The 22,186-nt window shown below is 71.6% G+C and carries 22 protein-coding genes; 11 read left to right on the top strand and 11 right to left on the bottom strand.

Going from position 1 to position 22,186, the window contains the following annotated elements; translation table 11 throughout:
* Positions 1-47: 47 nt before the first annotated feature.
* Complete coding sequence (locus RKD20_RS37875; protein WP_424881631.1) at positions 48-1,697, bottom strand: cellulase family glycosylhydrolase; 1,650 nt, start codon at positions 1,695-1,697, stop codon at positions 48-50.
* 199 nt (positions 1,698-1,896) lie between these two features.
* Between RKD20_RS37875 and RKD20_RS37870 the strand changes: the two genes are divergently transcribed.
* The 3 genes from RKD20_RS37870 (at position 1,897) to RKD20_RS37860 (ending at position 4,810) form a co-directional block, all read left to right on the top strand.
* Complete coding sequence (locus tag RKD20_RS37870; RefSeq protein WP_424881630.1) at positions 1,897-3,063, top strand: bifunctional class I SAM-dependent methyltransferase/NUDIX hydrolase; 1,167 nt, start codon at positions 1,897-1,899, stop codon at positions 3,061-3,063.
* 48 nt (positions 3,064-3,111) lie between these two features.
* Complete coding sequence (locus RKD20_RS37865; protein WP_424881629.1) at positions 3,112-3,498, top strand: DUF779 domain-containing protein; 387 nt, start codon at positions 3,112-3,114, stop codon at positions 3,496-3,498.
* Between the two features lie 73 nt (positions 3,499-3,571).
* On the top strand, positions 3,572-4,810 hold the full coding sequence (locus tag RKD20_RS37860) for a phosphodiester glycosidase family protein (RefSeq protein WP_424881628.1): 1,239 nt from the start codon (positions 3,572-3,574) through the stop codon (positions 4,808-4,810).
* A gap of 11 nt (positions 4,811-4,821) precedes the next feature.
* Here RKD20_RS37860 and RKD20_RS37855 read toward each other — a convergent pair whose 3' ends face one another.
* The 5 genes from RKD20_RS37855 to RKD20_RS37835 all read right to left on the bottom strand — a co-directional run bounded on the left by RKD20_RS37855 (position 4,822) and on the right by RKD20_RS37835 (position 9,412).
* Complete coding sequence (locus tag RKD20_RS37855) at positions 4,822-5,016, bottom strand: hypothetical protein (protein WP_007380378.1); 195 nt, start codon at positions 5,014-5,016, stop codon at positions 4,822-4,824.
* Positions 5,017-5,147: 131 nt separating this feature from the next.
* Entirely contained in the window at positions 5,148-6,005 is an 858-nt protein-coding gene (locus RKD20_RS37850; protein WP_424881627.1) for a phosphatidylinositol-specific phospholipase C/glycerophosphodiester phosphodiesterase family protein, read from the bottom strand.
* Positions 6,006-6,186: 181 nt separating this feature from the next.
* Positions 6,187-7,269, bottom strand: coding sequence for an acyl-CoA dehydrogenase family protein (locus RKD20_RS37845; RefSeq protein ID WP_424881626.1), 1,083 nt, complete (start codon positions 7,267-7,269; stop codon positions 6,187-6,189).
* Complete coding sequence (locus tag RKD20_RS37840; RefSeq protein ID WP_424881625.1) at positions 7,266-8,447, bottom strand: acyl-CoA dehydrogenase family protein; 1,182 nt, start codon at positions 8,445-8,447, stop codon at positions 7,266-7,268. Before RKD20_RS37840 ends, RKD20_RS37845 begins: the two co-directional genes overlap by 4 nt.
* Positions 8,444-9,412, bottom strand: a complete 969-nt coding sequence (locus RKD20_RS37835; protein ID WP_424881624.1) for an NADPH:quinone oxidoreductase family protein — start codon at positions 9,410-9,412, stop codon at positions 8,444-8,446. Before RKD20_RS37835 ends, RKD20_RS37840 begins: the two co-directional genes overlap by 4 nt.
* A gap of 234 nt (positions 9,413-9,646) precedes the next feature.
* Here RKD20_RS37835 and RKD20_RS37830 point away from each other — a divergent pair, with 234 nt between their 5' ends.
* Positions 9,647-10,120 (top strand): Dps family protein, encoded by a 474-nt coding sequence (locus RKD20_RS37830; protein ID WP_424881623.1) that lies wholly within the window; start codon positions 9,647-9,649, stop codon positions 10,118-10,120.
* Positions 10,121-10,164: 44 nt separating this feature from the next.
* Here the strand turns inward: RKD20_RS37830 and RKD20_RS37825 are convergent, their stop codons facing one another.
* The 3 genes from RKD20_RS37825 to RKD20_RS37815 form a co-directional block, all read right to left on the bottom strand.
* A complete protein-coding gene (locus RKD20_RS37825; protein WP_424881622.1) occupies positions 10,165-11,001 on the bottom strand; it encodes a prephenate dehydratase in 837 nt (278 codons plus the stop codon).
* 63 nt (positions 11,002-11,064) lie between these two features.
* Positions 11,065-12,729 (bottom strand): dolichyl-phosphate-mannose--protein mannosyltransferase, encoded by a 1,665-nt coding sequence (locus RKD20_RS37820; RefSeq protein WP_424881621.1) that lies wholly within the window; start codon positions 12,727-12,729, stop codon positions 11,065-11,067.
* 84 nt (positions 12,730-12,813) lie between these two features.
* A complete protein-coding gene (locus tag RKD20_RS37815) occupies positions 12,814-13,395 on the bottom strand; it encodes a helix-turn-helix domain-containing protein (RefSeq protein ID WP_424881620.1) in 582 nt (193 codons plus the stop codon).
* A gap of 64 nt (positions 13,396-13,459) precedes the next feature.
* On the opposite strand from RKD20_RS37815, the gene RKD20_RS37810 reads away from it, so the two are divergent.
* The 6 genes from RKD20_RS37810 to RKD20_RS37785 all read left to right on the top strand — a co-directional run bounded on the left by RKD20_RS37810 (position 13,460) and on the right by RKD20_RS37785 (position 19,476).
* Complete coding sequence (locus RKD20_RS37810; protein WP_424881619.1) at positions 13,460-14,407, top strand: NAD(P)/FAD-dependent oxidoreductase; 948 nt, start codon at positions 13,460-13,462, stop codon at positions 14,405-14,407.
* 29 nt (positions 14,408-14,436) lie between these two features.
* Positions 14,437-15,975, top strand: coding sequence for an ATP-dependent DNA ligase (locus tag RKD20_RS37805; RefSeq protein WP_424881618.1), 1,539 nt, complete (start codon positions 14,437-14,439; stop codon positions 15,973-15,975).
* Complete coding sequence (locus RKD20_RS37800) at positions 15,972-16,433, top strand: NUDIX domain-containing protein (protein WP_424881617.1); 462 nt, start codon at positions 15,972-15,974, stop codon at positions 16,431-16,433. Before RKD20_RS37805 ends, RKD20_RS37800 begins: the two co-directional genes overlap by 4 nt.
* A 71-nt stretch (positions 16,434-16,504) precedes the next feature.
* Positions 16,505-17,890, top strand: a complete 1,386-nt coding sequence (locus RKD20_RS37795) for an NADP-dependent succinic semialdehyde dehydrogenase (RefSeq protein ID WP_424881616.1) — start codon at positions 16,505-16,507, stop codon at positions 17,888-17,890.
* Between the two features lie 25 nt (positions 17,891-17,915).
* Positions 17,916-18,152 (top strand): DUF6213 family protein, encoded by a 237-nt coding sequence (locus RKD20_RS37790; protein ID WP_007380390.1) that lies wholly within the window; start codon positions 17,916-17,918, stop codon positions 18,150-18,152.
* 109 nt (positions 18,153-18,261) lie between these two features.
* Positions 18,262-19,476, top strand: a complete 1,215-nt coding sequence (locus RKD20_RS37785) for a cytochrome P450 (RefSeq protein WP_424881615.1) — start codon at positions 18,262-18,264, stop codon at positions 19,474-19,476.
* A gap of 6 nt (positions 19,477-19,482) precedes the next feature.
* Here the strand turns inward: RKD20_RS37785 and RKD20_RS37780 are convergent, their stop codons facing one another.
* The gene (locus tag RKD20_RS37780; protein ID WP_424881614.1) at positions 19,483-20,709 is read right to left on the bottom strand and encodes an acyl-CoA dehydrogenase family protein; all 1,227 of its coding nucleotides are present in this window, start codon (positions 20,707-20,709) and stop codon (positions 19,483-19,485) included.
* Between the two features lie 172 nt (positions 20,710-20,881).
* Here RKD20_RS37780 and RKD20_RS37775 point away from each other — a divergent pair, with 172 nt between their 5' ends.
* The gene (locus RKD20_RS37775; protein WP_020123346.1) at positions 20,882-21,526 is read left to right on the top strand and encodes a TetR family transcriptional regulator; all 645 of its coding nucleotides are present in this window, start codon (positions 20,882-20,884) and stop codon (positions 21,524-21,526) included.
* Positions 21,527-21,581: 55 nt separating this feature from the next.
* Here the strand turns inward: RKD20_RS37775 and def are convergent, their stop codons facing one another.
* Positions 21,582-22,136, bottom strand: coding sequence for a peptide deformylase (def, locus tag RKD20_RS37770; protein WP_424881613.1), 555 nt, complete (start codon positions 22,134-22,136; stop codon positions 21,582-21,584).
* Between the last annotated feature and the right edge of the window lie 50 nt (positions 22,137-22,186).

The raw sequence follows: 22,186 nt of genomic DNA, 5'->3' as shown, positions 1-22,186 counted from the left end.
GTTCCGAGTCAAGGGTCCGGGACAGTTGACCTGATACCTGGGGGCCATCAACCGTTCACGCAGGCCGCCCCGTTGAGAGTGAAAGCGGCGGGCGCGGTGTTCGTGGCACCCTTGCCGCCGATGAACCCGACGGTGACCGAAGCTCCGGCGGCGATGGTGTTGGTGTAGGAGGCCGGGGCGACGGTCACCGAGCCACCGCTCTGTGCGGCGGTCCCGCCCCACATGGTGGCGACGGTCTGCCCGTCGGCGAAGGTGAAGCCGAGCTTCCAGCCGGTGACCGCGGAGGTGCCGGTGTTGCGGATGACGATCTCGCCCTGGAAGCCGCCTTGCCATTCACCGACCGCGCGGTAGCCCACCGAACAGCTCCCGGTGGGCGTGTTCGCGGTGGTGACGCCGACCGTCGCCGAGCGGGCCGAGCGATTGCCGGCGGCGTCCCGGGCGTAGACGGCGAAGGAGTAGGCCGTGCCCGCGGTCAGGCCGGTCACGGTCACCGAGTTCGTCGTCGAGGCCGCGACCTTGGTCTCGGTGCCACCGCTGACGCGGACGACGTCGTACCCGGCCACGCCAACGTTGTCAGCGGACGCCGTCCAGGTCAGCCGGGCCGAGGTCGCCGTGACCGCGGAAGCGGTGGGGGCGCCGGGGGCGGTCGGGGCCTGGGTGTCGGTGGAACCGCCGCCGAAGACGGTGGCTTCCTTGGCGGTCTGGGCGATGCCGTTGGCTCCGTTGAAGATGCGCTGACCCCATGACGTCATCCGCGTCGGGTCGAAGTCGAGCACGAGGTCGAGGACCGGATCGGTGTTGCCGCTCCAGGACCAGGCCAGATAGCCGAGGTGGAGTTGCTCGGCGGTGGCCATCATGGTGTCCTCGTCCGGATCGCCCCACTGGTCGGCGGGGCCGCCGAACTCCCCGATCACGATCGGCAGTTTGGCGCTCACGAAGGCGTTCAGGTAGTCGGTGATCTCCGTAGCGGTGTCGAAGACGCTGTACATGTGGATCGAGAAGATCAGGTTGCCGGTGGTGTCGGCCGCGTACACGGACTGGGCGTTGGTGCGCATGACCTGCTGCCAGTCCTGGCCCCAGTTGGGCGCGTCCACCATGATCGTGTGCGCGAGGCCGGCGCTCCGCAGCTTCTGGATCGCGGCGATCGTCGGAGCGGTCCAGCCGGCCGGGTCGGTGTTGCCCCAGGGCTCGTTGCCGATGTTGATGATGATGTAGTTCTCCTGGCCGGCCAGCACGCTTTTCAGGCCGATCCAGTAGTCGGCGGCCTGGTCGAGGGTGCCGGCGGCGCTGTCCTCGCCGTAACCGGTGGTGTCGTGCACCTCCAGGACGCAGATGAGCCGGTTGGCCTTGCACTGGGCGACGACGTCGGCCACGTCCGAGGCGGTGTTGGCGGTCCAGCGGTGGCCGTCGGCGAGGACCACGCGGACGGTGTTGGCGCCCTGCGCCTTGATGTCGGCCAGCGACCCCAGCTCGTTCGGGTACCAGGTGTGGGCGTGGTTGACGCCGCGCATCACGAAGTCGTTGCCGTTGCCCTCGACCAGGCGGCCGTTGCTGATGTGCAGACCGGCGGCCTGGACGCCGGTCTGCTGGGCGGCCTGGGCCGTGCCGGGAGCGAGGGCGCCGAGCACCACCAGCCCGACGAGGGCCGCCAGCCGGGCCAGGAGGGTGCCTAAGGGGCTCTTTCTTGTTCTTCTCACTGCGGCTCCAGGGGTGGGTGAGGAAGTCGGATGGGTGTGGGTGAGGCGACCGAAGGAGTGTGGGAGCGCTCCCATGAACCCACTTTGCCAAGTACACGTCAAGGCGCGGGGCGGAATTGGGCAGGCTCCCTCGGCAACTTCCTCGGGGCCTGCGCTCGCATAGGGTTCCGAGCCTCGACCACCGCATCCGGGAGGCACGTTGACCACACGACCCGTCGACCCCGACGCCGTCAACGCCGAGGCCTGGCACGTCTACGGCGACCACCATCTGCGGCGCGGCACCGTGCTCCCGGAGCTGGAGCGGTTCGACTGGGGCCCGGGAGGCACCGGCCCGGGCGCGGGGATCCTCGGTGAGCTCGCCGGGCGGCGGGTGCTGGACCTCGGCTGCGGACCGGGCCGGCACGCGGCGCACATCGTGCGGACGTACGGCGCCTCGGTGGACGCGGTCGACTCCTCCCCCACCCAGTGCGAACGCGCCCGCGCCCGCTACGGCTCCCTGTCCGGCCTGCGCCTGATCAGGGCCGACGCCGTCGCACACCTCGGCACGGCGGAACCGTACGACGTCGTCTACTCCGTCAACGCGGTGCCGTACATCGATCCCCGCCGCCTGCTGCCCGCCCTCGCCACCAGCCTCCGGCCCGGCGGGAGGCTGTGCTTCACCGTGCTGCACACCAACTCGCGCGGCGACAGCCCCTCCCGCGTCGTCGAGTCCCGGCCCGAGCTCCTGCGGCTCGCCGGGGGCGGGGAGACGACCGTGCGGATGTGGGTGCTGACTCCGGAGCTCTGGACGGACCTGCTCGGCGAGCACGGCCAGCGCGTCGAGGGCGTCGACGTCCTCGACTCGCCGGAGGACGGCAACCACGCCTCGTACCGGATCTTCCGGGTGACCCGGCCGGTCCGGGTCTCCTCCCGCCCACGCGGCAACCGGGCTCCGGTGCCGCACGCGGCGATCGGGGTCGGCGCCATCCTGTACGGCCCCCGGGGGCTGCTTCTCGGCCGGCACCGGCGCGGCACCTGGGAGCTGCCCGGCGGCACGGTGGAACCCGGGGAGTCGCTGCGGGAGACGGTCGTGCGCGAACTCCGCGAGGAGACCGGGATCGAGGCACGCCCGGCCGACGTCCGGCTGCTGGGCACGCTCCTCGACGCTGTCGACGGCGTGGTGCGGATGACCGTGGCCGCACAGGTCACCGCGTGGCGGGGCGAGCCCTGCGACCAGCCGGACGAACGGGTCGGCGACTGGCGCTGGTTCGCCCTGGACCGGCTCCCGGAGAACCTGTTCGTGTGCAGCGCCCAGGGCCTGACCGCCTGGCGCCCGGACCTGCCGGTCGATCACACTCCGGCCCACTTCACGCCGTTCGCCGGCTAGGAGGCGTGCAACCCCCTCGCAACCTTCCCCGTGCTGCACTCGGCGACCATGGACGAGGATTCCGTACCTGCCGTGAACGACGAGGTGCCGCGCGTCGAGCTCACGCCCGCGGCCGCCGAGCTGCTGCGCCGGTTGCGCGAGGCGCACGGGCCGCTGATGTTCCACCAGTCCGGCGGTTGCTGCGACGGCAGCGCGCCGATGTGCTTCCCGGAGGGCGAGTTCCGCACCGGCGGCTCGGACGTGCTGCTCGCCGAGCTGGACGTGCCGGGGGTCGGGGAACCGGTGACCTTCTGGATGTCGAGGAGCCAGTACGAGGTGTGGGCCCACACCCGGCTGATCGTCGACGTCGTCGCGGGCCGGGGCAGCGGATTCTCTCTGGAGGCACCCGAGGGGGTGCGTTTCCTCATCCGTTCGCGTGTGGTCGGCGCCGAGTAGCCCCTCGGGTCGCCGTCGTCTGGTGCACTTCCTCTGAGTTCTGGGACAGTTGACACGACCTCAGGGGAGAGCTGTGACGCACCGTCAAAGCCGTTCCGGCGCAGGCAGATCGGTACTCACGTTTCTCGCGGCACTCGGCACTCTGGCCGGTGCCGCCCTGGTGGGGGCGGCCCCGGCCGGCGCCGCGCCGGGGTGGACACGGCTCGCGACGGGCGTGCAGTACGAGCAGTTCGACATCCCCGCGGCCGCGGGACCGGCACACGCCCATGTGATCCGCGTGGACCTGAGCGAGCCCGGCGTGCGGGTGGAGCTGCTGTATCCGGGGGCGGTGGCCGCGCGGGCCACGGTGTCCCGGCTGGCCACCGCACAGGGCGCACTCGCGGGGGTGAACGGCGACTTCTTCAACATCTCGGAAGCCCAGCACCCCGGCGTCGAGGCCACCGGCGCGAGTGTGGGCCCGGCGATCGCGCAGGGCCGTGCCCTCAAGGCCGCGGTGCCGAAGGGGCAGCGCTTCGGGCCCGCGCTGCCGCCCGGCGCGAGCACCAGGGACGTGTTCGGCGTGGGCACCGACCGACGGGCCCGCCTCGACGACCTGGCGCTCGACGGGTCGGTGCGCACCCCCGAGGGGCAACTGCCGCTCCGCGGGCTGAACCAGTACGCGCTGCCCGTCGGTTCGGTCGGGGCGTTCACCTCGGGCTGGGGCAGCGCGGCCCGGGTGCGGGCGACCTGCGGGACGGACAGGGACCGGGCCGCCCCCTGCAGCACCGACACGTACGAGGTGACGGTCCGGGGCGGGCAGGTCGTCGCCGCCGCCGACTCCCCGGGCAGCGGGCCGATCGCCGTCGGCACCACCGTGCTCGTGGGCCGGGAGGCGGGAGCGCAGCAGCTGCGGAAGCTCTCGGTCGGCTCGGCGGTGACCGTGCAGCACCGCCTGGTCGCGGCCTCGGCGGGAATCGCGTACCGCTTCGCGCTCGGCGGCTATCCGGTGCTCGACGGCGGCCGCCCGCTGCCCGGGCTCGACGACACGACGTCGGCCGTGCGCACGGCCGTGGGGATCGCGGACAGCGGCCGGCGGCTGTATCTCCTCGCGCTGGACGGTGCGGCCGACTATCGCAGTGGGCTGACGATCGCCGAAGTCGCCGACACCATGCGCACGTTGGGCTCGGTCGACGCCTTCAGCCTGGACGGCGGCGGCTCCACGACCATGGCCGCCCGCAAGCCGGGCGCCGGCACCGTCACCGCGCTCAACCACCCCTCGGGCGGCGCCGAACGGGCCGTACCGAACGGCATCGGGGTCTTCTCGGCGACCTGAGGCGGCCCCGGTCAGGGGCGCAGACCGCTGACGATGTCGGCTGTCGCCGTGACGCCGCTGTGAATGGTGGGCGCGAGGCTCGTACCGGCCAGATAGAAGCCGAGCAGCGCGCACACCAGCGCGTGGGAGAACTTGAGTCCGCCGCTGCGCAGGAAGATCACCGCCAGGATCAGCAGCAGCACCAGTACCGAGATGGAAATCGCCATGGACAGCCTCCTCCGCCACGCCGCCGGGTCCGTTTCGCGGCGTTCGGCCGCAAGTGTGGCGTAGCGGAGGGTTCGTCCGGGCGGCTGAAGTGTCCTCCGAACGAGTGGTGTTCGCGCCCGCTTGCAGGCGCCTATCGGTGGGCGTCGAGGAAGGCCTCCAGGCCCGCCAGGTCGTCGGTGTTGAAGTAGTCGACGTCGGCGGCGAGGAGCTCGGTCCACATCACGTCCCGGGCGGGGCCTGCCAGGTCCGGAGTGGCCCAGAACCGCACCTTCTGCCCGCGCGCGTGGGCTTGTTGGACGATGCTCCGCAGCTTCTGCCGCTCGGCGTCGGGGAAGGCGCCCTCGCCGAGCCAGGTGAAGTTGAGGGTCCAGTTGTCGCTGATCAGCGGGATGAGGGAGGCGGGCACGGCGGTGCCGAGGTCGGCGAGCCGGCCGTCGTAGAAGGCCCGGCGCACTCTCTGGGCCTCCAGCGGGATGCGGGCGGCGCGGTCGCCGGAGATGACGGCGGTGACGGGGCCGGTGACGGCCTTGCCGTGCACGTACGTGGTGAACAGGTGCCGGTAGCGCCGCAGATGGCGGTCGAGTTCGAGGTAGGTCGAGGAGCCCTCGGTCTTGATGTCGACGAGCAGTTGGAGGGAGTGGCGGTGACCCCGGTACACGGAGCCGTGGTTGGCCTTGACGATCCTGGCCAGCGGGTCGAGGTAGAGGGACTCCAGGGTGCGCGTCGGGTCGAGGTCGTCCACGGTGTGGCCGATGAGGAGCTGGTCGCCGACGAGGAAGATGTCCGCCTCGACGCTGCCGAAACGGTGGTCGAGGGCGTCCAGGAGGGGGCGCGGGTGTTCGTAGTCGTTGTGGGCGTGGGCGCGCCACAGCGGACGGGGGCGGTGCTTGGGGCTGTCGGCCCACGCACTGGCGGCGGGCGGGGCCAGGGTCGCCGCGGCCGCGGCGCCGAGGGCGGTGAGGGCTCTGCGACGGGTGATGAGGGCCATGTTCTGCCTCCCTGTGGGGCGGGTCGGAACCACAGGGAGTATGGGGCCCTTCGGCCCTCAATGGACCTGTACGTGACAGGAGTTGGCCGGACCGCCGCCGCCCGTTCACTCCTTCCGCGCAGGCGCACGGAAAAGCCCGCCCCAGGTGGGGCGGGCTTCACGGTCCTTCGCCGGGTGACGCTCAGGGCGCCTGGAGGTCGACGAGTTCGGCCAACCGGACGCGGTGGGCGCCCGCCGTGCCGTACGCGATCGAGTCGGCCTTGGCCCGCTTGAGATACAGATGGATCGGGTGCTCCCACGTCATGCCGATCCCGGCGTGCAGCTGGAGCGCCTCCTCGGCCGCGTGCACGGCGACGGAGGCCGCGTAGGCCTGCGCGACGGCGACCGCCACGTCGGTGTCCTCACCCGTCGCGAGCGCGTCGGCGGCATTGCGGGCGGCGGCGCGGAGGTTGACGACCTCCAGCCACAGCTGGGCGAGCCGGTGCTTGAGCGCCTGGAAGCCGCCGACGGGCCGGTTGAACTGCTTGCGCTCCTTGAGGTAGCGCACCGTCTCGGTCAACGTCCACTCGGCGAGCCCGAGTTGCTCGGAGGCGAGCAGTCCGGCCCCGGCCCGCAGGGCGCGGTGCACGGCGACTTCGGCATCGCCCAGCAGACGGCCCTGAGCCCCGTCGAGGCTGACGGTCGCGAGCGGCCGGGTCAGGTCGAAGGAGATCTGCGGGGTGACGGTGGCGGCGGCGGACTCCACCGCGTACAGCCCGCCGTCGTCCGCGGGCACCAGCAGCACATCGGCCGCCTGGGCGTCCGCGATGGCGGTCAACTCCCCGTGCAGGGCTCCGCCTTCATGGCGTACGACTTTGTAGGCACCGCCCGGGGCGACGTTCAGGGCGACGGCGAGGGCACCGATCCTGCGCCCTGACGCGAGCTCGTCGAGCAGGTCGTCGGCGTGGCAGGCGAGCAGCGCCTCGGTGGCGACGACCGCACTGGTGAGATAGGGAACGGGAGCGACCGCGCGCCCCAACTCCTCCAGGACGACGGCGACTTCGCGGTGCGTGGCACCCTGGCCGCCCTTGTCCTCAGGGACCAGGAGTCCCGCGAGGCCCATGCCGTCCGCGAGGGCCTTCCAGGCCGCGAGGTCGTGCGGGGTGTCCGACTCGGTGCGGGCGATCACACCCGGCGCGTCGCAGTGGTCGGCGAGCAGATCCCGTACGGCGGCCCGCAGCGCCTCTTCCTCCTCGGAGTACAGCAGATCGGGCTGTGCGCTCATCGGGACAGGTCCTTCCAGGCGACGTCCTTGTCGGTGCGCGGCTCGGCCGGGAGGCCCAGGACGCGCTCGGCGACGATGTTCAGCAGGACCTCGGTGGTCCCGCCCTCGATGCTGTTGCCCTTGGAGCGCAGGTAGCGGTAGCCGGCGTCGCGGCCGGTGAAGTCCACGAGCTCGGGCCGGCGCATGGTCCAGTCGTCGTACAACAGGCCCTCCTCGCCGCGCAGTTCGACCTCCAGGCCGCTGATCTCCTGGTTGAGGCGGGCGAAGGCGAGCTTCATGCCGGCGCCCTCGGGCCCGGGCTGTCCGGCGACGAGCTGCTGGCGCAGGCGTTCGGCGGTGAGGCGGGCGACCTCGGAGTCGACCCAGAGCTTCAGCAGGTGCTGGTGCAGCTCCTGGGTGCGCAGTTCGGGGCGCTCACGCCAGGTCTTCGAGACCGGGCCGATCATGCCGCCCTCGCGGGGCAGCCGCATGCCGCCGATGGCGACGCGCTCGTTGTTCAGCGTGGTCTGCGCGACCCGCCAGCCGTCGCCGACCTCGCCGAGGCGGCGGGAGTCGGGGAGGCGGACGTCGGTGAGGAAGACCTCGTTGAACTCGGCCTCGCCGGTGATCTGCCGCAGCGGGCGGACGTCGACGCCGGGGTCGGTCATGTCGCAGATGAAGTAGGTGATGCCCGCGTGCTTGGGCACGTCCGGGTCGGTGCGGGCGATGAGGATGGCCCAGCGCGAGTTGTGGGCGCCGGAGGTCCACACCTTCTGCCCGTTGACCACCCAGTCGTCGCCCTCCCGCACCGCACGCGTACCGAGCGCGGCGAGGTCGGATCCCGCGCCGGGTTCGCTGAACAGCTGGCACCACACCTCCTCCCCCACCCACAGGGGCCGCAGGAAGCGCCGCTTCTGCTCCTCGGTGCCGTACTTGAGGATCGTCGGCGCGGCCATGCCGAGGCCGATGCCGTTGCGCCGCGGGTCATTGTCGGGGGCGCCCGCGGCCTCCAGCTCGGCGTCCACGACGGCCTGGAGGGAACGGGGCGCGTTCAGTCCGCCGAGGCCTTCCGGGTAGTGCACCCAGGCGAGCCCCGCGTCGAAGCGGGCCTTGAGGAAGTCGAGCCGGTCCGTGCTCGCCGGCGGGTGTGCGGCCAGCAACTCGGCGGTGCGGCGCTTGAGTTCGGCTGCGTCGGTCATGCCTGTGCTCCCGTGGGTACGACGGCGATCCGGCCCGTGGTCACCCCGTCGCCGAGGCGCTGCACGGCGTCCGCGGCCCCGGCCAGCGGCACCCGCTCGCTGATCAGCGGCTTGATCGCGCCCCGGGCGGCCAGTTCGGTGAGCTGCTCGTGGCAGTGCTGGACCAGCTTCGGGTTCTTGGTGTTGTACAGGCCCCAGTGCAGGCCCAGGATCGCGTAGTTCTTCACCAGGGCGTGGTTGAGGGCCGGGCTCGGGATGGTTCCACTGGCGAAGCCGACGACCACGATCCGCCCCTCGAAGGCGACGACCTTGGTCGACTGCGTGTAGGCCTCGCCGCCCACCGGGTCGTAGATCACGTCCGCGCCCCGGCCCCCGGTGGCCTCCTTCACGGCGGCGACGACGTCCTCGCTCCGCCGGTCGACCACCACGTCACAGCCCAGCTCCCGAGCCACGGCGGCCTTTTCGGCACCGCCGACGACACCGATGACGGTGGCCCCGGCGGCCTTGCCGAGCTGCACGGCCGCGCTGCCGACCCCTCCGGCGGCAGCGTGGACGAGCAGCGTCTCACCGGCTTCGAGGTGGGCCCGCCGGTGCAGTCCGAACCAGCCCGTCTGGTAGCCGATGTGCAGTGCGGCGGCCTCGGCGTCGTCCAGCGAGTCCGGCGCGGACAGCACAGCGGCGGCGTCCGCGACGGCGTACTCGGCGAAACCGCCGTGCGGCAGCGCGGGGTTGGCGATCACGCGCCGCCCGTCCTCGGTCTCGCCGCAGATCTCCACGCCCGGGGTGAAGGGCAGCGGCGGACGCACCTGGTAGTGGCCGCGGCACATCAGCACGTCCGGGAAGTTGATGTTCGCGGCGCGCACCTTCAACAGGACCTGGCCGTCGCCGGGCACGGGCTGCGCCACGTCCGCGAGGCGCATCACCTCGCTCGGCTCACCGTTCTCGTGCACTTGCCAAGCCTGCATGGGGGGCCTCCACGGGACTGCGTCGTCATGCCGGGGTCTGACCGGGATCCTGTGCATACTAAGCGGTCGCTTGCCGATCAGGGAACAGTCCGCGGGGAAAGTGTGGGCATGCACACCGAGGGGCCGCGCAGCGGTTGCACGACCCGGTGAGGCCTGAACAGGGTGACAGGGACGAGTCGGGCACCCGTCCCTCACCAGATGGTCCCCGACGATCCCCGGAAAGGACCCGCGCACATGACGGTCATCAACAGCCCGCTGCCGGACAAGGAACGCGACATCGCGGGGGCCGCCCTCCAGGCGACCCTGGTCGATCTGCTCGACCTGTCCCTGGTCGCCAAGCAGGCGCACTGGAACCTGTACGGGCCGCGCTTCCGTTCCATCCACCTCCAGCTCGACGAGGTGGTCACCACCGCCCGCGACTACGCCGACACGGTGGCCGAACGCGCCGCGGCGCTGGGGGTCAGCCCGGACGGGCGGGCCGCCACCGTCGCCGCCACCAGCGGGGTGCCGCAGTTCTCACCCGGTTGGACGAAGGACACGGACGCCGTCGGCGCCCTGGTGAAGGCCTTCTCCGCGGTCGTCGAACGGGTGCGGGAACGCATCGAGCAGACCGGCCCGGCGGACGCCGTGACCCAGGACCTGCTGATCGGCCTCACCGCCGATCTGGAGAAGCAGAGCTGGATGTTCCAGGCCGAGCACGGGGGCTGAGCCCGCCGAACGGCCGCGGACCCGCCCCGGCCCCGCGCCGGCGCTCAGTGCTCCAGCCGGTGCGGATGGGCCGGGTACACGCCCAGGATGCGTACCTCGGTGGAGAAGAACCGCAGTTCGTGCAGGGCCAGGGCGACATGCGGCTCGTCGGGATGGCCCTCGATCTCGACGTAGAAGCGGCTGGCGTTCAGCCCCGCGCCGATCTGGTAGCTCTCGATCTTCGTGAGGTTGACCCCGCTGGTGGCGAACCCGCCGAGCGCCTTGAACAGGGCGCTCGGGATGTTGCGCACGGAGAAGAACAGGCTCGTCATCGTCGGCTCCCCGGTGTCCGGGGCGACGACGGCCTCCCGGGACAGGACGACGAACCGCGTGGTGTTGTCGGGGTCGTCCTCGACCCCGGAGCGCAGCACGTCGAGGCCGTACAGCCCGGCCGCGGCGGGCGGGGCGAGCGCCGCGTGCCGCGGATCCGCCAGCTCCGCCACCTCGCGCGCCGCTCCGGCCGTGTCGTCGGTGACCAGGGTGCGCCAGCCGCCCTCCCGCAGCACCTTGCGGCACTGCCCGAGGGCGTGCACATGGCTGCGTACGCACTCCACCTGGTCCGGAGTCGCCCCGGGCACGCCCATCAGGTCGAAGCGGATGGCGAGGAAGTGCTCGGCGATGATGAACAGCCCCGACTCGGGCAGCAGGTGGTGCACGTCCGCCACCCGTCCGGCCGCGGAGTTGTCCACCGGGATCACGGCCAGGTCGGCCGTGCCGAGCGTCACCGCGTCCAGCGCCTGTTCGAAACCCGTGCAGGGCTGCTCGGCGCACCCGGGGTAGAGGGTGTGCGCGGCGGTCGCCGAGTTGGATCCGGGTTCACCTTGGTAAGCGACGGTGGTCACTGGGCTCGGTCTCTTGTCGTCGGGGGGGCAGAAGCTCCGTAACGTACCAGGGAACCCCCGCCCTCAGATCCAGGTGTCCAGCCACATCCTGGAGTGCCACTCGGCGTACGGAATCGTCTCGCCGGTGTAGAGCGGGAAGAAGTAGATGAAGTTCCAGGCGATGAGCAGGACGAGGGTGCCCGCGGCCACCGCGCCCCGGGTGCGCCGTGTGCGGTCCGCCCCCGGTGGCCCCAGGATCGCGCCCACCGTCATCGCCACGGCCAGGCACAGGTACGGCACGAAGACGACCGCGTAGAAGGAGAAGACCGTACGGTCCTGGTACAGGAACCAGGGCAGACAACCGGCGCCCACCGCGCACAGGACGGCCCCGGCCCGCCAGTCACGGCGCAGCGCCCACCGGAAGAGCAGATAGAGCAGGGCTGCGCACGCCGACCACCACAGGAGCGGGGTCCCGAGGGCGAGGACCGTCTGGGAGCAGTGGACCGCCGTACGGCAGCCGTCCTGGCCGGGTTCGGGCGACTGGTAGTCGAACAGCACGGGGCGCCCCTGGACCAGCCAGCTCCAGGGATTGGACTCGTACTTGTGCGGGTTGTGCAGGCCCACGTTGAAGTCGTACACGTTGGACTCGTAGTGCCACAGGCTGCGCAGCGGGGCGGGGATCCACGACCAGGTGCCGCCGCGGCCGTCGGCCCAGTGGCGGTCGTACCCGTCGTCGGACAGGAACCAGCCGGTCCAGCTCGCCAGATAGGTCACCACCGCGACCGGGACCAGGGACAGGAGGGACCCGCCGAGACCGTTGTTCAGCACCGCCAGCCAGGGGCGGCGGGAACCGGCCACGCGGCGGGAGCCGACGTCCCACAGCACCGTCAGGACCACGAAGAAGACCAGTACGTACAGGCCGTTCCACTTGGTGGCGGCCGCCAGTCCCAGGAAGACGCCGGCGGCGAGCCGCCAGGGACGCCACCCGGTCCCGGTGTGGTCGCCGGCGTGCTCGTCCGGGCGCGCGCGGCCGTCCTCACCGACCGGCAGGGCGGCCGCGAGCCTGGCCCGTGCACGGTCCCGGTCGACCAGCAGGGAGCCGAAGGCCGCCAGGACGAAGAACATGACGACGAGGTCCAGCAGGGCGGTACGGCTCATCACCACGTGCAGGCCGTCCATCGCGAGGAGCGCGCCGGCCAGGCAGCCCAGCACGGTCGAACGGAACAGCCGGCGTCCGATGCGGCACAGCATGAGCACCGACAGGGTGCCGAGGGCCGCCGTCATGAAGCGCCAGCCGAAGGGGGTGAGGCCGAACATCCACTCCCCGAGGGCGATCACCCACTTGCCCGTCGGCGGGTGCGCGACGAACGTTCCCGTGTGGGAGAGCGAGACGACCTGCGGGTCGGCAAGGATCTGCGGGTCGGCGATCTTGCGGTCCGGCCAGGTGCCCTCGTAACCGAGCCGCAGCAGGGACCAGGCGTCCTTGGCGTAGTAGGTCTCGTCGAAGATCACGGCCCGCGGCCGGCCGAGGTGCCGGAAGCGGATCACCCCGGCCAGGGCGGCGACGAGCAACGGGCCCAGCCAGTCCCACACCGACGCCTTCGGAAATCGCGGAACGAGACGCTCGCGCAGCTCGGTTGCCGGGTGGGCCGCGTACCCGAACCGGCGAAGCCGCGCCTGCCAGTCCCGGGGCGCTGTCTCCGCGCGGGTGTCGACGACGGGGGAACAGGTCACGTCACTGCTGGTCACCGAACAGCCTGCCGTGCAGCGGGGAGCGCCCAGGGCGATATTTCGTCCACCCGGTGAACTTACCCGGGCCGTCGTCGAGTTGTCTCAGATCTTCACGCCTTCCGGGGCCGGGGCCCGTACGTGCATCCGCTCGCCCTGCGGCCCGAAGAGACTGAGGAACTCCGCGGGCCCCTCCCCCGTCGACCCGAACCAGTGCGGCACCCGGGTGTCGAACTCCGCCGCCTCGCCCGCCGACATCACCACGTCATGGTCGCCCAGCACCACCCGCAGCCGCCCCGCCAGCACGTACAGCCACTCGTAGCCCTCGTGGGTGCGCAGCTCCGGCTCCTCGTCGCGGCGCGGCACCAGCACCTTGAACGCCTGGAGGCCGCCGGGCTGCCGGGTGAGCGGCCAGAAGGTGCGGCCGTGCCGTTCGAGCGGGGCGGACCGCACCCGGGGGTCGCCGACCGGCGGGGCGCCGACCAGTTCGTCGAGCGGCACCTGGTGGGCCTGGGCGATCGGCAGCAGCAGCTCCAGGCTGGGCTTGCGCAGACCGGACTCCAGCCGGGAGAGCGTGCTCACGGAGATGCCGGTGGTCTCGGAGAGGGCGGCGAGGGTCACCTCCCGGTCCTTGCGCAGCCGCCTGAGCCTGGGTCCCACTTCGGCGAGAACGTCGTCGGTGCTCATACCCGTATTGCAGAATCGGCAAAGTCGTTTGTCAATCCCGCGTCCGCGGAGCGACCGTGTCGGCATGACCGAGACACACGGCGAGACATACGGCGAGACCTACGAAGTGATCGTTGTCGGTGGCGGCGCGGCAGGCCTGTCCGCCGCCCTGGTCCTGGGCCGGGCCCGGCGCCGCACCCTGGTCGTCGACGCGGGCGAACCACGCAACGCGCCCGCCGCGCACATGCAGGGCTTCCTCACCCGGGACGGCATGCCGCCCGCCGAGTTCCTGGCGATCGGCCGCGAGGAGATCAGGGAGTACGGCGTCGAGCTGGTCCGGGACCGGGTGACCGAGGTCGCCCCGGGCTTCACCGTGACCCTGGCGGGCGGACGCGTGGTCCGGGCCCGCCGCCTGGTCGTCGCGACCGGCCTCAAGGACGAGCTCCCGGGCGTGCCGGGCGTCGCCGGGCGCTTCGGCAAGGACGTCCTGCACTGCCCGTACTGCCACGGCTGGGAGGTCCGCGACCAGGCCTTCGGCGTGCTCGCCACGAGCCCGCTCAGCGTGCACCAGGCGCTGATGGTCTCCCAGTGGTCGAAGGACGTGACCCTGTTCCTGCACACGGTCGCCGAGTCCGCGCTCTCGGACGACGACCTGCGCAGGCTGGCCGCGGCCGGTGTCCGGGTGGTGCCGGGCGAGGTCGCCGAGCTGGTCGTGACGGACGACAGGCTCACCGCCGTACGGCTGGAGGACGGCACGACGCATGCGCGCGAGGTCGTCTTCACCGCCCCTCGGGCCGTCCCGCGGACCGGCTTGCTGGAGCGGCTCGGAGCAGGCTTCCAGGAGACGCCCTTCGGCAGCTACCCCGTGGTCGACGGGACCGGGCAGACGACCGTGCCCGGCGTGTACGCCGTGGGCAACGCGGCCGGCTTCGGCGAACAGGTGATCAACGCGGCGAGCGCCGGGTACCGGGCGGCCGCCACGATCAACGGGGAGCTGCTGATGAGCGACCTCGACGCGGCCGCCGGGGTGTAGACCCGGCCCCTCCGGTGCACCCTTGATGCATGCTGCTTGCCCGGCTGGCACACGTGTCCCAGGAAGTCGCCGCCACCTCGGCCCGGTCCCGGAAGATCGCGCTCCTCGCAGAGCTGTTCCGGGAGGCCGAGGCGGACGACGTCCCGATCGTCATCCCCTATCTGGCGGGCCGCCTCCCGCAGGGCCGGCTCGGTGTCGGCTGGAAGGTGCTGAGCCGCCCGGTCGCCCCGGCCGCCGAGCCGACCCTGACCGTGCACGCGGTGGACGCCCTGCTGAGCGAGCTGGGCAAGGTCGCGGGCGCGGGCTCGCAGGCCGAACGCGCCCGCCTGGTCGGTGAGTTGATGGGCGCGGCCACCGAGGACGAGCAACGCTTCCTGTTCGGGCTGATCACCGGCGAGGTGCGGCAGGGGGCGCTGGACGCGGTGGCGGTCGAGGGGCTCGCCCGGGCGACCGGGGCGCCCCCGGCCGACGTACGCCGTGCCGTGATGCTCGCGGGCTCCCTCCAGACGGTGGCCGAGGCCCTGCTCACCGACGGCCCGCCCGCCCTGGACCGGTTCCGCCTCACCGTCGGCCGCCCGGTCCTGCCGATGCTGGCGCACAGCGCCTCCTCGGTGGCCGAGGCGGTCGACAAGCTCGGCACCTGCGCGGTCGAGGAGAAGCTGGACGGCATCCGTGTGCAGATCCACCGGGACGGCGATGTCGTACGGCTGTACACCCGCACCCTCGACGACATCACCGACCGGCTGCCCGAACTGACCTCCGCGGCACTGGAGTTGAGGGGTGAGCGGTTCATCCTGGACGGCGAGGTGATCGCCTTCGGCGAGGACGGGCGCCCGCGGTCCTTCCAGGAGACCGCGGGCCGGGTCGGCTCCCGGGTGGACGTGACGACGGCCGCCGAGGCGGTGCCCGTCTCCCCCGTCCTCTTCGACGCGCTGTCCGTCGACGACCGCGACCTGCTCGACCTGCCCTTCGCCGAACGGCACGCGGAGCTGGCCCGGTTGGTGCCCGAGCCGATGCGGGTCCGGCGCACACTGGTGTCCGGGCCACAGGGTCTGGGGGCGGCCGAGGAGTTCCTCGCCGAGACCCTGGAGCGCGGCCACGAGGGCGTCGTGGTGAAGTCCCTCGACGCTCCGTACAGCGCGGGCCGGCGCGGTGCGTCCTGGCTCAAGGTCAAGCCCGTGCACACCCTCGACCTGGTGGTGCTGGCCGCCGAGTGGGGCCACGGCCGGCGCACCGGCAAGCTCTCCAACCTGCACCTAGGCGCCCGCACGGCCGACGGCGGCTTCGCCATGCTCGGCAAGACCTTCAAGGGCATGACCGACGCGATGCTCACCTGGCAGACCGGGCGTCTCCAGGAGCTGGCGGTGGACAGCGGCGGTTACGTGGTGACCGTACGGCCCGAACTCGTCGTCGAGATCGCCTACGACGGCCTCCAGAGGTCGACCCGCTACCCGGCCGGGGTCACCCTCCGGTTCGCCCGAGTGGTCCGCTACCGGGAGGACAAGAGGCCGGAGGAGGCAGACACGGTGGAGACGTTGCTGGCCGCACACCCGGAGGTGAAGCCGTGAAGACCAGTGCCGGGCTGCTGTTGTTCCGGCACACGTCCGACGGTCTTGAGGTGTTGCTGGGCCATATGGGCGGCCCGTTCTTCGCGCGCCGGGACGCCGGGGCGTGGAGCGTGCCGAAGGGTGAGTACGAGCCCGAGTCGGAGTCGGCCTGGGATGCGGCCAGGCGGGAGTTCCAGGAGGAGCTGGGGCTGCCGCCGCCGGACGGGGAGGCCGTACCGCTCGGGGAGGTCCGGCAGACGAACGGCAAGGTCGTCACGGCGTGGGCCATCGAGGCCGACCTCGATCCGGCGACCGTGGTGCCGGGGGTGTTCAGCATGGAGTGGCCGCCGAAGTCCGGGCGGACCCAGGAGTTTCCCGAGCTGGACCGCGTCGAGTGGTTCGGGCTCGACCGGGCCCGGGCCGTGATCGTCAAGGCGCAGTCGGCGTTTCTCGACCGGCTGGCTGAGCACTCGGCCTGACGTCCACGCGTTGCGGTCGTCCCCGCCGCGCGGGAAGGTCGAAGCACAGTCAGCTCTTCAGGAGGTCGGTCATGCCCATCGCGACGGTGAACCCGGCGAACGGCGAGACGCTCAAGACGTACGAGGCCATGGGCGAGGAGGAGATCGAACGCAGGCTCCAGCTCGCGGAGGCGACGTTCCGCACCTACCGCACGACGTCCTTCGCGGACCGTGCCCGTCTCCTGAACCGGGCCGCCGAGCTCCTCGACGACGCCCAGCAGGACATCGCCCGGGTCATGACCACCGAGATGGGCAAGCCGGTCAAGCAGGCCCGCGCGGAGGCCGCCAAGTGCGCCAAGGCGATGCGCTGGTACGCCGAGCACGCGGAGTCACTGCTGGCCGACGAGGAGCCCGCCGCGTCCGACGTCAAGGACTCCGGCGCCTCCCGCGCCCTGGTCCGCTACCGGCCGCTGGGGCCCGTCCTCGCGGTGATGCCGTGGAACTTCCCGCTGTGGCAGGTGATCCGCTTCGCCGCGCCCGCGCTGATGGCGGGCAACGTCGGTCTCCTCAAGCACGCCTCGAACGTGCCGCAGACCGCCCTGTTCCTGGAGGACCTCTTCCACCAGGCGGGGTTCCCGCAGGGCTGCTTCCAGACCCTGCTCGTCGGGTCCGGCGCGGTCGACGAGATCCTGCGCGACGACCGCGTCAAGGCGGCCACGCTCACGGGCAGTGAGCCCGCCGGGCGGGCGGTCGCCTCCACCGCCGGGGACATGGTGAAGAAGACCGTGCTGGAGCTCGGCGGCAGCGATCCGTACATCGTCATGCCCTCGGCGGACGTCGACCGGGCCGCCGAGGTCGCGGTGACCGCGCGGGTGCAGAACAACGGGCAGTCCTGCATCGCCGCCAAGCGGTTCATCGTGCACACGGACGTCTACGACCGTTTCGCCGAGCGGTTCGTCGAGGGCATGAAGGCCCTCAAGGTCGGCGACCCGCTGGAGGAGGACACCGAGGTCGGACCGCTGTCGAGCGAGCAGGGACGCAGCGACCTGGAGGAACTGGTCGACGACGCCAGGCGCAGCGGGGCGAGTGTGCTGTGCGGCGGCCAGCGGCCCGACGGGCCCGGCTGGTACTACCCGCCGACCGTCATCGCCGACGTGGACCGCGAGATGCGCATCCACCGCGAGGAGACCTTCGGGCCGGTGGCCACGCTGTACCGGGCGGCCGACCTCGACGAGGCGGTGCTGATCGCCAACGACTCGGCGTTCGGACTGAGTTCCAACGTGTGGACGCGCGACGAGGCCGAGGTCGACCGGTTCGTACGGGATCTGGAGGCCGGCGGGGTGTACGTGAACGGGATGACCGCCTCGCATCCGGCGTTCCCGTTCGGCGGGGTGAAGCGGTCCGGGTACGGGCGTGAGCTGTCCGGGCACGGAATCAGGGAGTTCTGCAACATCACGACGGTTTGGCACGGAGCGTGACACTTGCGCGGCTAACATCCCGGGTGTGAACCGCGAAGTGACTCTGCCTCTGATCGTCGACGACCGCGGGACCCTGCAGGTGGCTGCGGCCGATGTGAGCAAGCTGCTCCGCAGTCTCGGCGGGCGGTGGCTGCACCTGGTCGAGGCCGGCGCCGACGGGCTGGACGAGGATACGGTCGCCGCCCTGACGATCGAGCTCGCGAAGCTCGCCGACCGGATCGACGTCGCGTGCATCGCGCACAGCAGCGGCGGGGCGCCGTAGGACGTTCTGCTCGGCGTCCCGCGTTCGGCGCAACCCGGCGCGAAGTCGTCCGCCCCTCGGGTGATCGTGGACGGGACCAGTCTTCGGTTCCGGGACGGGACGGCGTGAGATGAGCGAAGAGACGATCACCGAGATCCTGCCCCCGATCCGGCACTGGCCGGCGCTCGACCTGAACGGCGTCGACTTCGACCCGGTGCTGACCGAGCTGATGCGCGAGGGGCCGCTCACCCGCATCCGGCTGCCGCACGGCGAGGGCTGGGCCTGGCTGGTCACCCGGTACGACGACGTACGGACGGTGACCGAGGATCCGCGCTTCAGCCGCGAGGCCGTCATGGACCGGCCGGTCACCCGGCTCGACCCGCACGGCACCCCAAGGCGCGGAGCGGTCACCTTCCTCGACCCGCCCCACCACACCCGGCTGCGCCGCTCCGTGGCCGCAGCCTTCAGCGCCGAGGGTGTGGAGCGGATCCGGGAGAAGTCCCGCCGGATGCTCGACGACCTGATCGACGAGCTGCTCCAGGACGGCCCGCCCGCCGACCTCACCGCGGCGGTGCTCAGCCCCTTCCCCGCCGCGGTGCTCTGCGAGCTGATGGGCGTCCCGGCCGCCGACCGGCTCGGCATGCACGCCTGGACCCGGCTGATCCTGGCCCCCTCGCACGGCGCCCGGACCGGCGAGCGGGCCAGGGAGGAGATGGGCGCATACTTCGCCGACCTCATCGGTCTCCGGGAGGGCGGCACCGGCGAGGACGTGGCCTCCCTGCTCGGGGCCGCCCTCGGCCGCGGCGAGGTGACGCTGGAGGAGGCCGCGGAGCTAGCGGTACTGCTCCAGATCGGCGGCGCGACGGTGACGGACAACACCGGCCAGCTGTTCCACCTGCTGCTGACCCGCCCCGCCCTGGCCGAACGCCTGCGCGCCGAGCCGGAGATCCGCCCGCGGGCCGTCGAGGAGCTACTGCGCTTCATCCCGCACCGCAACACGGTCGGGCTGGCGCGGATCGCCCTGGAGGACGTGGGGATCAGAGGAGTGCGGATCCGGGCCGGCGACGCGATCTACGTGTCGTACCTGTCCGCGAACCGGGATCCGGACATCTTCCCCTACCCGGAGACGATCGACTTCTCCCGCAGCCCCAACCCGCACGTGGCCTTCGGCTCCGGCCCGCACCACTGCCCGGGCGCGACCCTGGCCCGGCTGGTGGCCGGGCTGCTGGTCGAGGCGCTGCTCGACCGGGTGCCGGGCCTGAGGCCGGCGGTGCCGCCGGAGCAGGTGCCCTTCAAAAGGGGCACGTCGATCCGCGGCCCCGAGGCGCTCCCGGTGACGTGGTGACGGCCGTCAGCGGATGGACATGCCGGACAGGGTCCGGGCGATGACCAGGCGCTGGATCTCGCTCGTGCCCTCGAAGATCGTATAGATCGCCGCGTCGCGGTGCATACGCTCCACCGGGTACTCCCGGGTGTAGCCGTTGCCGCCCAGGATCTGTACGGCCTGCGCCGTGACCTTCTTCGCCGTCTCGCTGGCGAAGAGCTTCGACATCGAGCCCTCGGCGGCGGTGAACTGCCTGCCGTTGATCGCCATCCAGGAGGCACGCCAGACCAGGAGACGGGCCGCGTCGATGGAGGTGCGCATGTCGGCGAGCTGGAAGGCCACGCCCTGGTTGTCGATGATCGGCCGCCCGAACTGCTCACGGGTCTTGGCGTAGTCGAGGGCGACCTCGTACGCGGCGCGGGCGGTGCCCACGGCCATGGCACCCACGGCGGGCCGCGAGGCCTCGAACGTGGCCATCGCCGCGTTCTTCACCCGCTCCCCGCCGGTCTTCGCCCGCTCACGGGCCCGGGCGAGGCGCTGGTCGAGCTTCTCCTTGCCGCCGAGGAGGCAGGAGCCGGGCACCCGTACGTTGTCCAGCACCACCTCGGCCGTGTGCGAGGCGCGGATGCCGTGCTTCTTGAACTTCTGGCCCTGGGACAGCCCCGGCGTGTTCGGCGGCACGATGAAGGAGGCGTGGCCCTTGGACCCGAGCTCCGCGTCGACGACCGCGACGACGACATGGACGTTGGCGATGCCGCCGTTGGTCGCCCAGGTCTTCGTGCCGTTGAGCACCCACTCGTCCTTGGCCTCGTCGTACACGGCACGCGTGCGCATGGAGGCCACGTCGGAACCGGCGTCCGGCTCGGACGAGCAGAACGCGGCGACCTTGACGTCGTTGGCGTCGCCGTACATCTGGGGGATCCAGGTGCCGATCTGCTCCTCGGTTCCGTTGGCGAGGACGCCGACAGCGGCGAGACCGGTGCCTACGATCGACAGGGCGATGCCCGCGTCGCCCCAGAACAGCTCCTCCATCGCCATCGGGATGCCGAGCCCGGTGGGGTCGAAGTACTGCTGGGCGTAGAAGTCGAGGGAGTAGATGCCTACCTTCGCGGCCTCCTGGATGACCGGCCAGGGAGTCTCCTCACGCTCGTCCCATTCGGCGGCCGCGGGGCGGATGACGTCGGCGGCGAAGCCGTGCAGCCAGTCCCGGACCTCCTTCTGTTCGTCGTTGAGCTCCATGGTGAACTCGGCCATGTCCCCTCCAGCGGCGACGCACGTGCATGTTACTTGCGGTAACCCGAGTGTGTTACCCACGGGTAGGAAAAGTCAACTCCCACGGAACAGTCAGCAGCCTGTTCGATGTCCATCATCGGTCGGGTGTTAGTTTGCGCAGGCGTTACCGATTCAGCACGGGTGGGGAGAGCTCATGGACACCACACAGCGGACCGATCAGCAGCGGTCCGCCGACCGCCGTCGGCGTGAACTGCTGGAAGCCGCGGACAGAGTGGTGCTGCGCGACGGCCCGCAGGCCTCCATGAACGCCATCGCCGCGGAGGCCGGCATCACCAAGCCGATTCTGTATCGGCACTTCGGTGACAAGGGGGGACTTTACGCCGCGCTCGCCAAGCGGCACACCGACGCCCTGCTGGACTCGCTGCGGGCGGCGCTGGACGCTCCCGCGGACCGGCGCGAGCGGGTCGAGGCGACCCTGGACACCTACCTGGCCGCGATCGAGGCCCGGCCTCAGGTCTACCGGTTCCTGATGCACCCCGCCGACGGGGGCCAGGCCGGGGACCAGGGGTTCGATGTCGGCCAGCATTCCGCGCCCCTTCTGCGCAGGATGGGTGAAGAGTTGGGGCAGGTCATCGAGGACCGACTGGATCTCGGGCCCGGCAGTCAGCTGCTCTCCCGGGTGTGGGGGCACGGGATCGTCGGGATGATGTACGCGGCGGGTGACTGGTGGCTGGGGGAACGGCCGTGTTCCCGGGCCGAGTTGGTGCGGAACATGGCTGACCTGCTGTGGGGGCGGCTCGCTGCGGCGGGGGACAAGGTGGGGGGTCCGGGGTTCTGACGGTTGCGTGTCGGCTGCGGGCTCGTGGGGGCTGGTCGCGCAGTTCCCCGCGCCCCTAGGTGGGTTGACCTGCCCGGCGCCAAGAGGCCCGCCGCACCTTTCGCATCAGCTTGCGGTGACGCCATCCCTTCACCTGGTCCGCGTAGACCTTGCCTGCCAAGTGATCGCACTCGTGTTGAAGGCACCGTGCGAAGAACCCCGTCCCGTGCACGGTGATCGGCTCGCCCGTCGCCGTGAAACCCTCCACCACCGCGTGATCGTGGCGTTCCACCCCCGCCTCCAGACCCGGCAGGGACAGGCAGCCCTCGGGGCCCCTGAGCACCACACCGTCCTTCTCCACCAGGCGTGGGTTCACCACATGTCCCAGGTGGCGCACCTCTTCGTCGTCGGGGCAGTCGTAGACGAACACGCGCAGGGGGACGCCCACTTGGTTCGCCGCGAGGCCCACCCCCTCGTACGCGTACATCGTCGCGAACAGGTCCTCCACGAGCGTCGCCAGTTCCGGGCCGAAGTCCGATACGTCCCCGCAGGGTTCGTGCAGTGCGGGGTCGCCGAGCAGGGTGAGGGGCCGGACGCGGCCGTGGGTGCCCGGAATGGAGCCGTTTCGCATGGCCGCAAGGGTACGGCGATTCGGGAGTGCCTACGGATCTCGATAGGCTG

The organism is Streptomyces sp. SLBN-8D4 (assembly GCF_049739545.1).
GTDB lineage: Bacteria > Actinomycetota > Actinomycetes > Streptomycetales > Streptomycetaceae > Streptomyces > Streptomyces canus_C.
The sequence above is the reverse complement of the archived record's forward strand: the minus strand, read 5'-3'. Positions and strand labels throughout refer to the sequence as shown.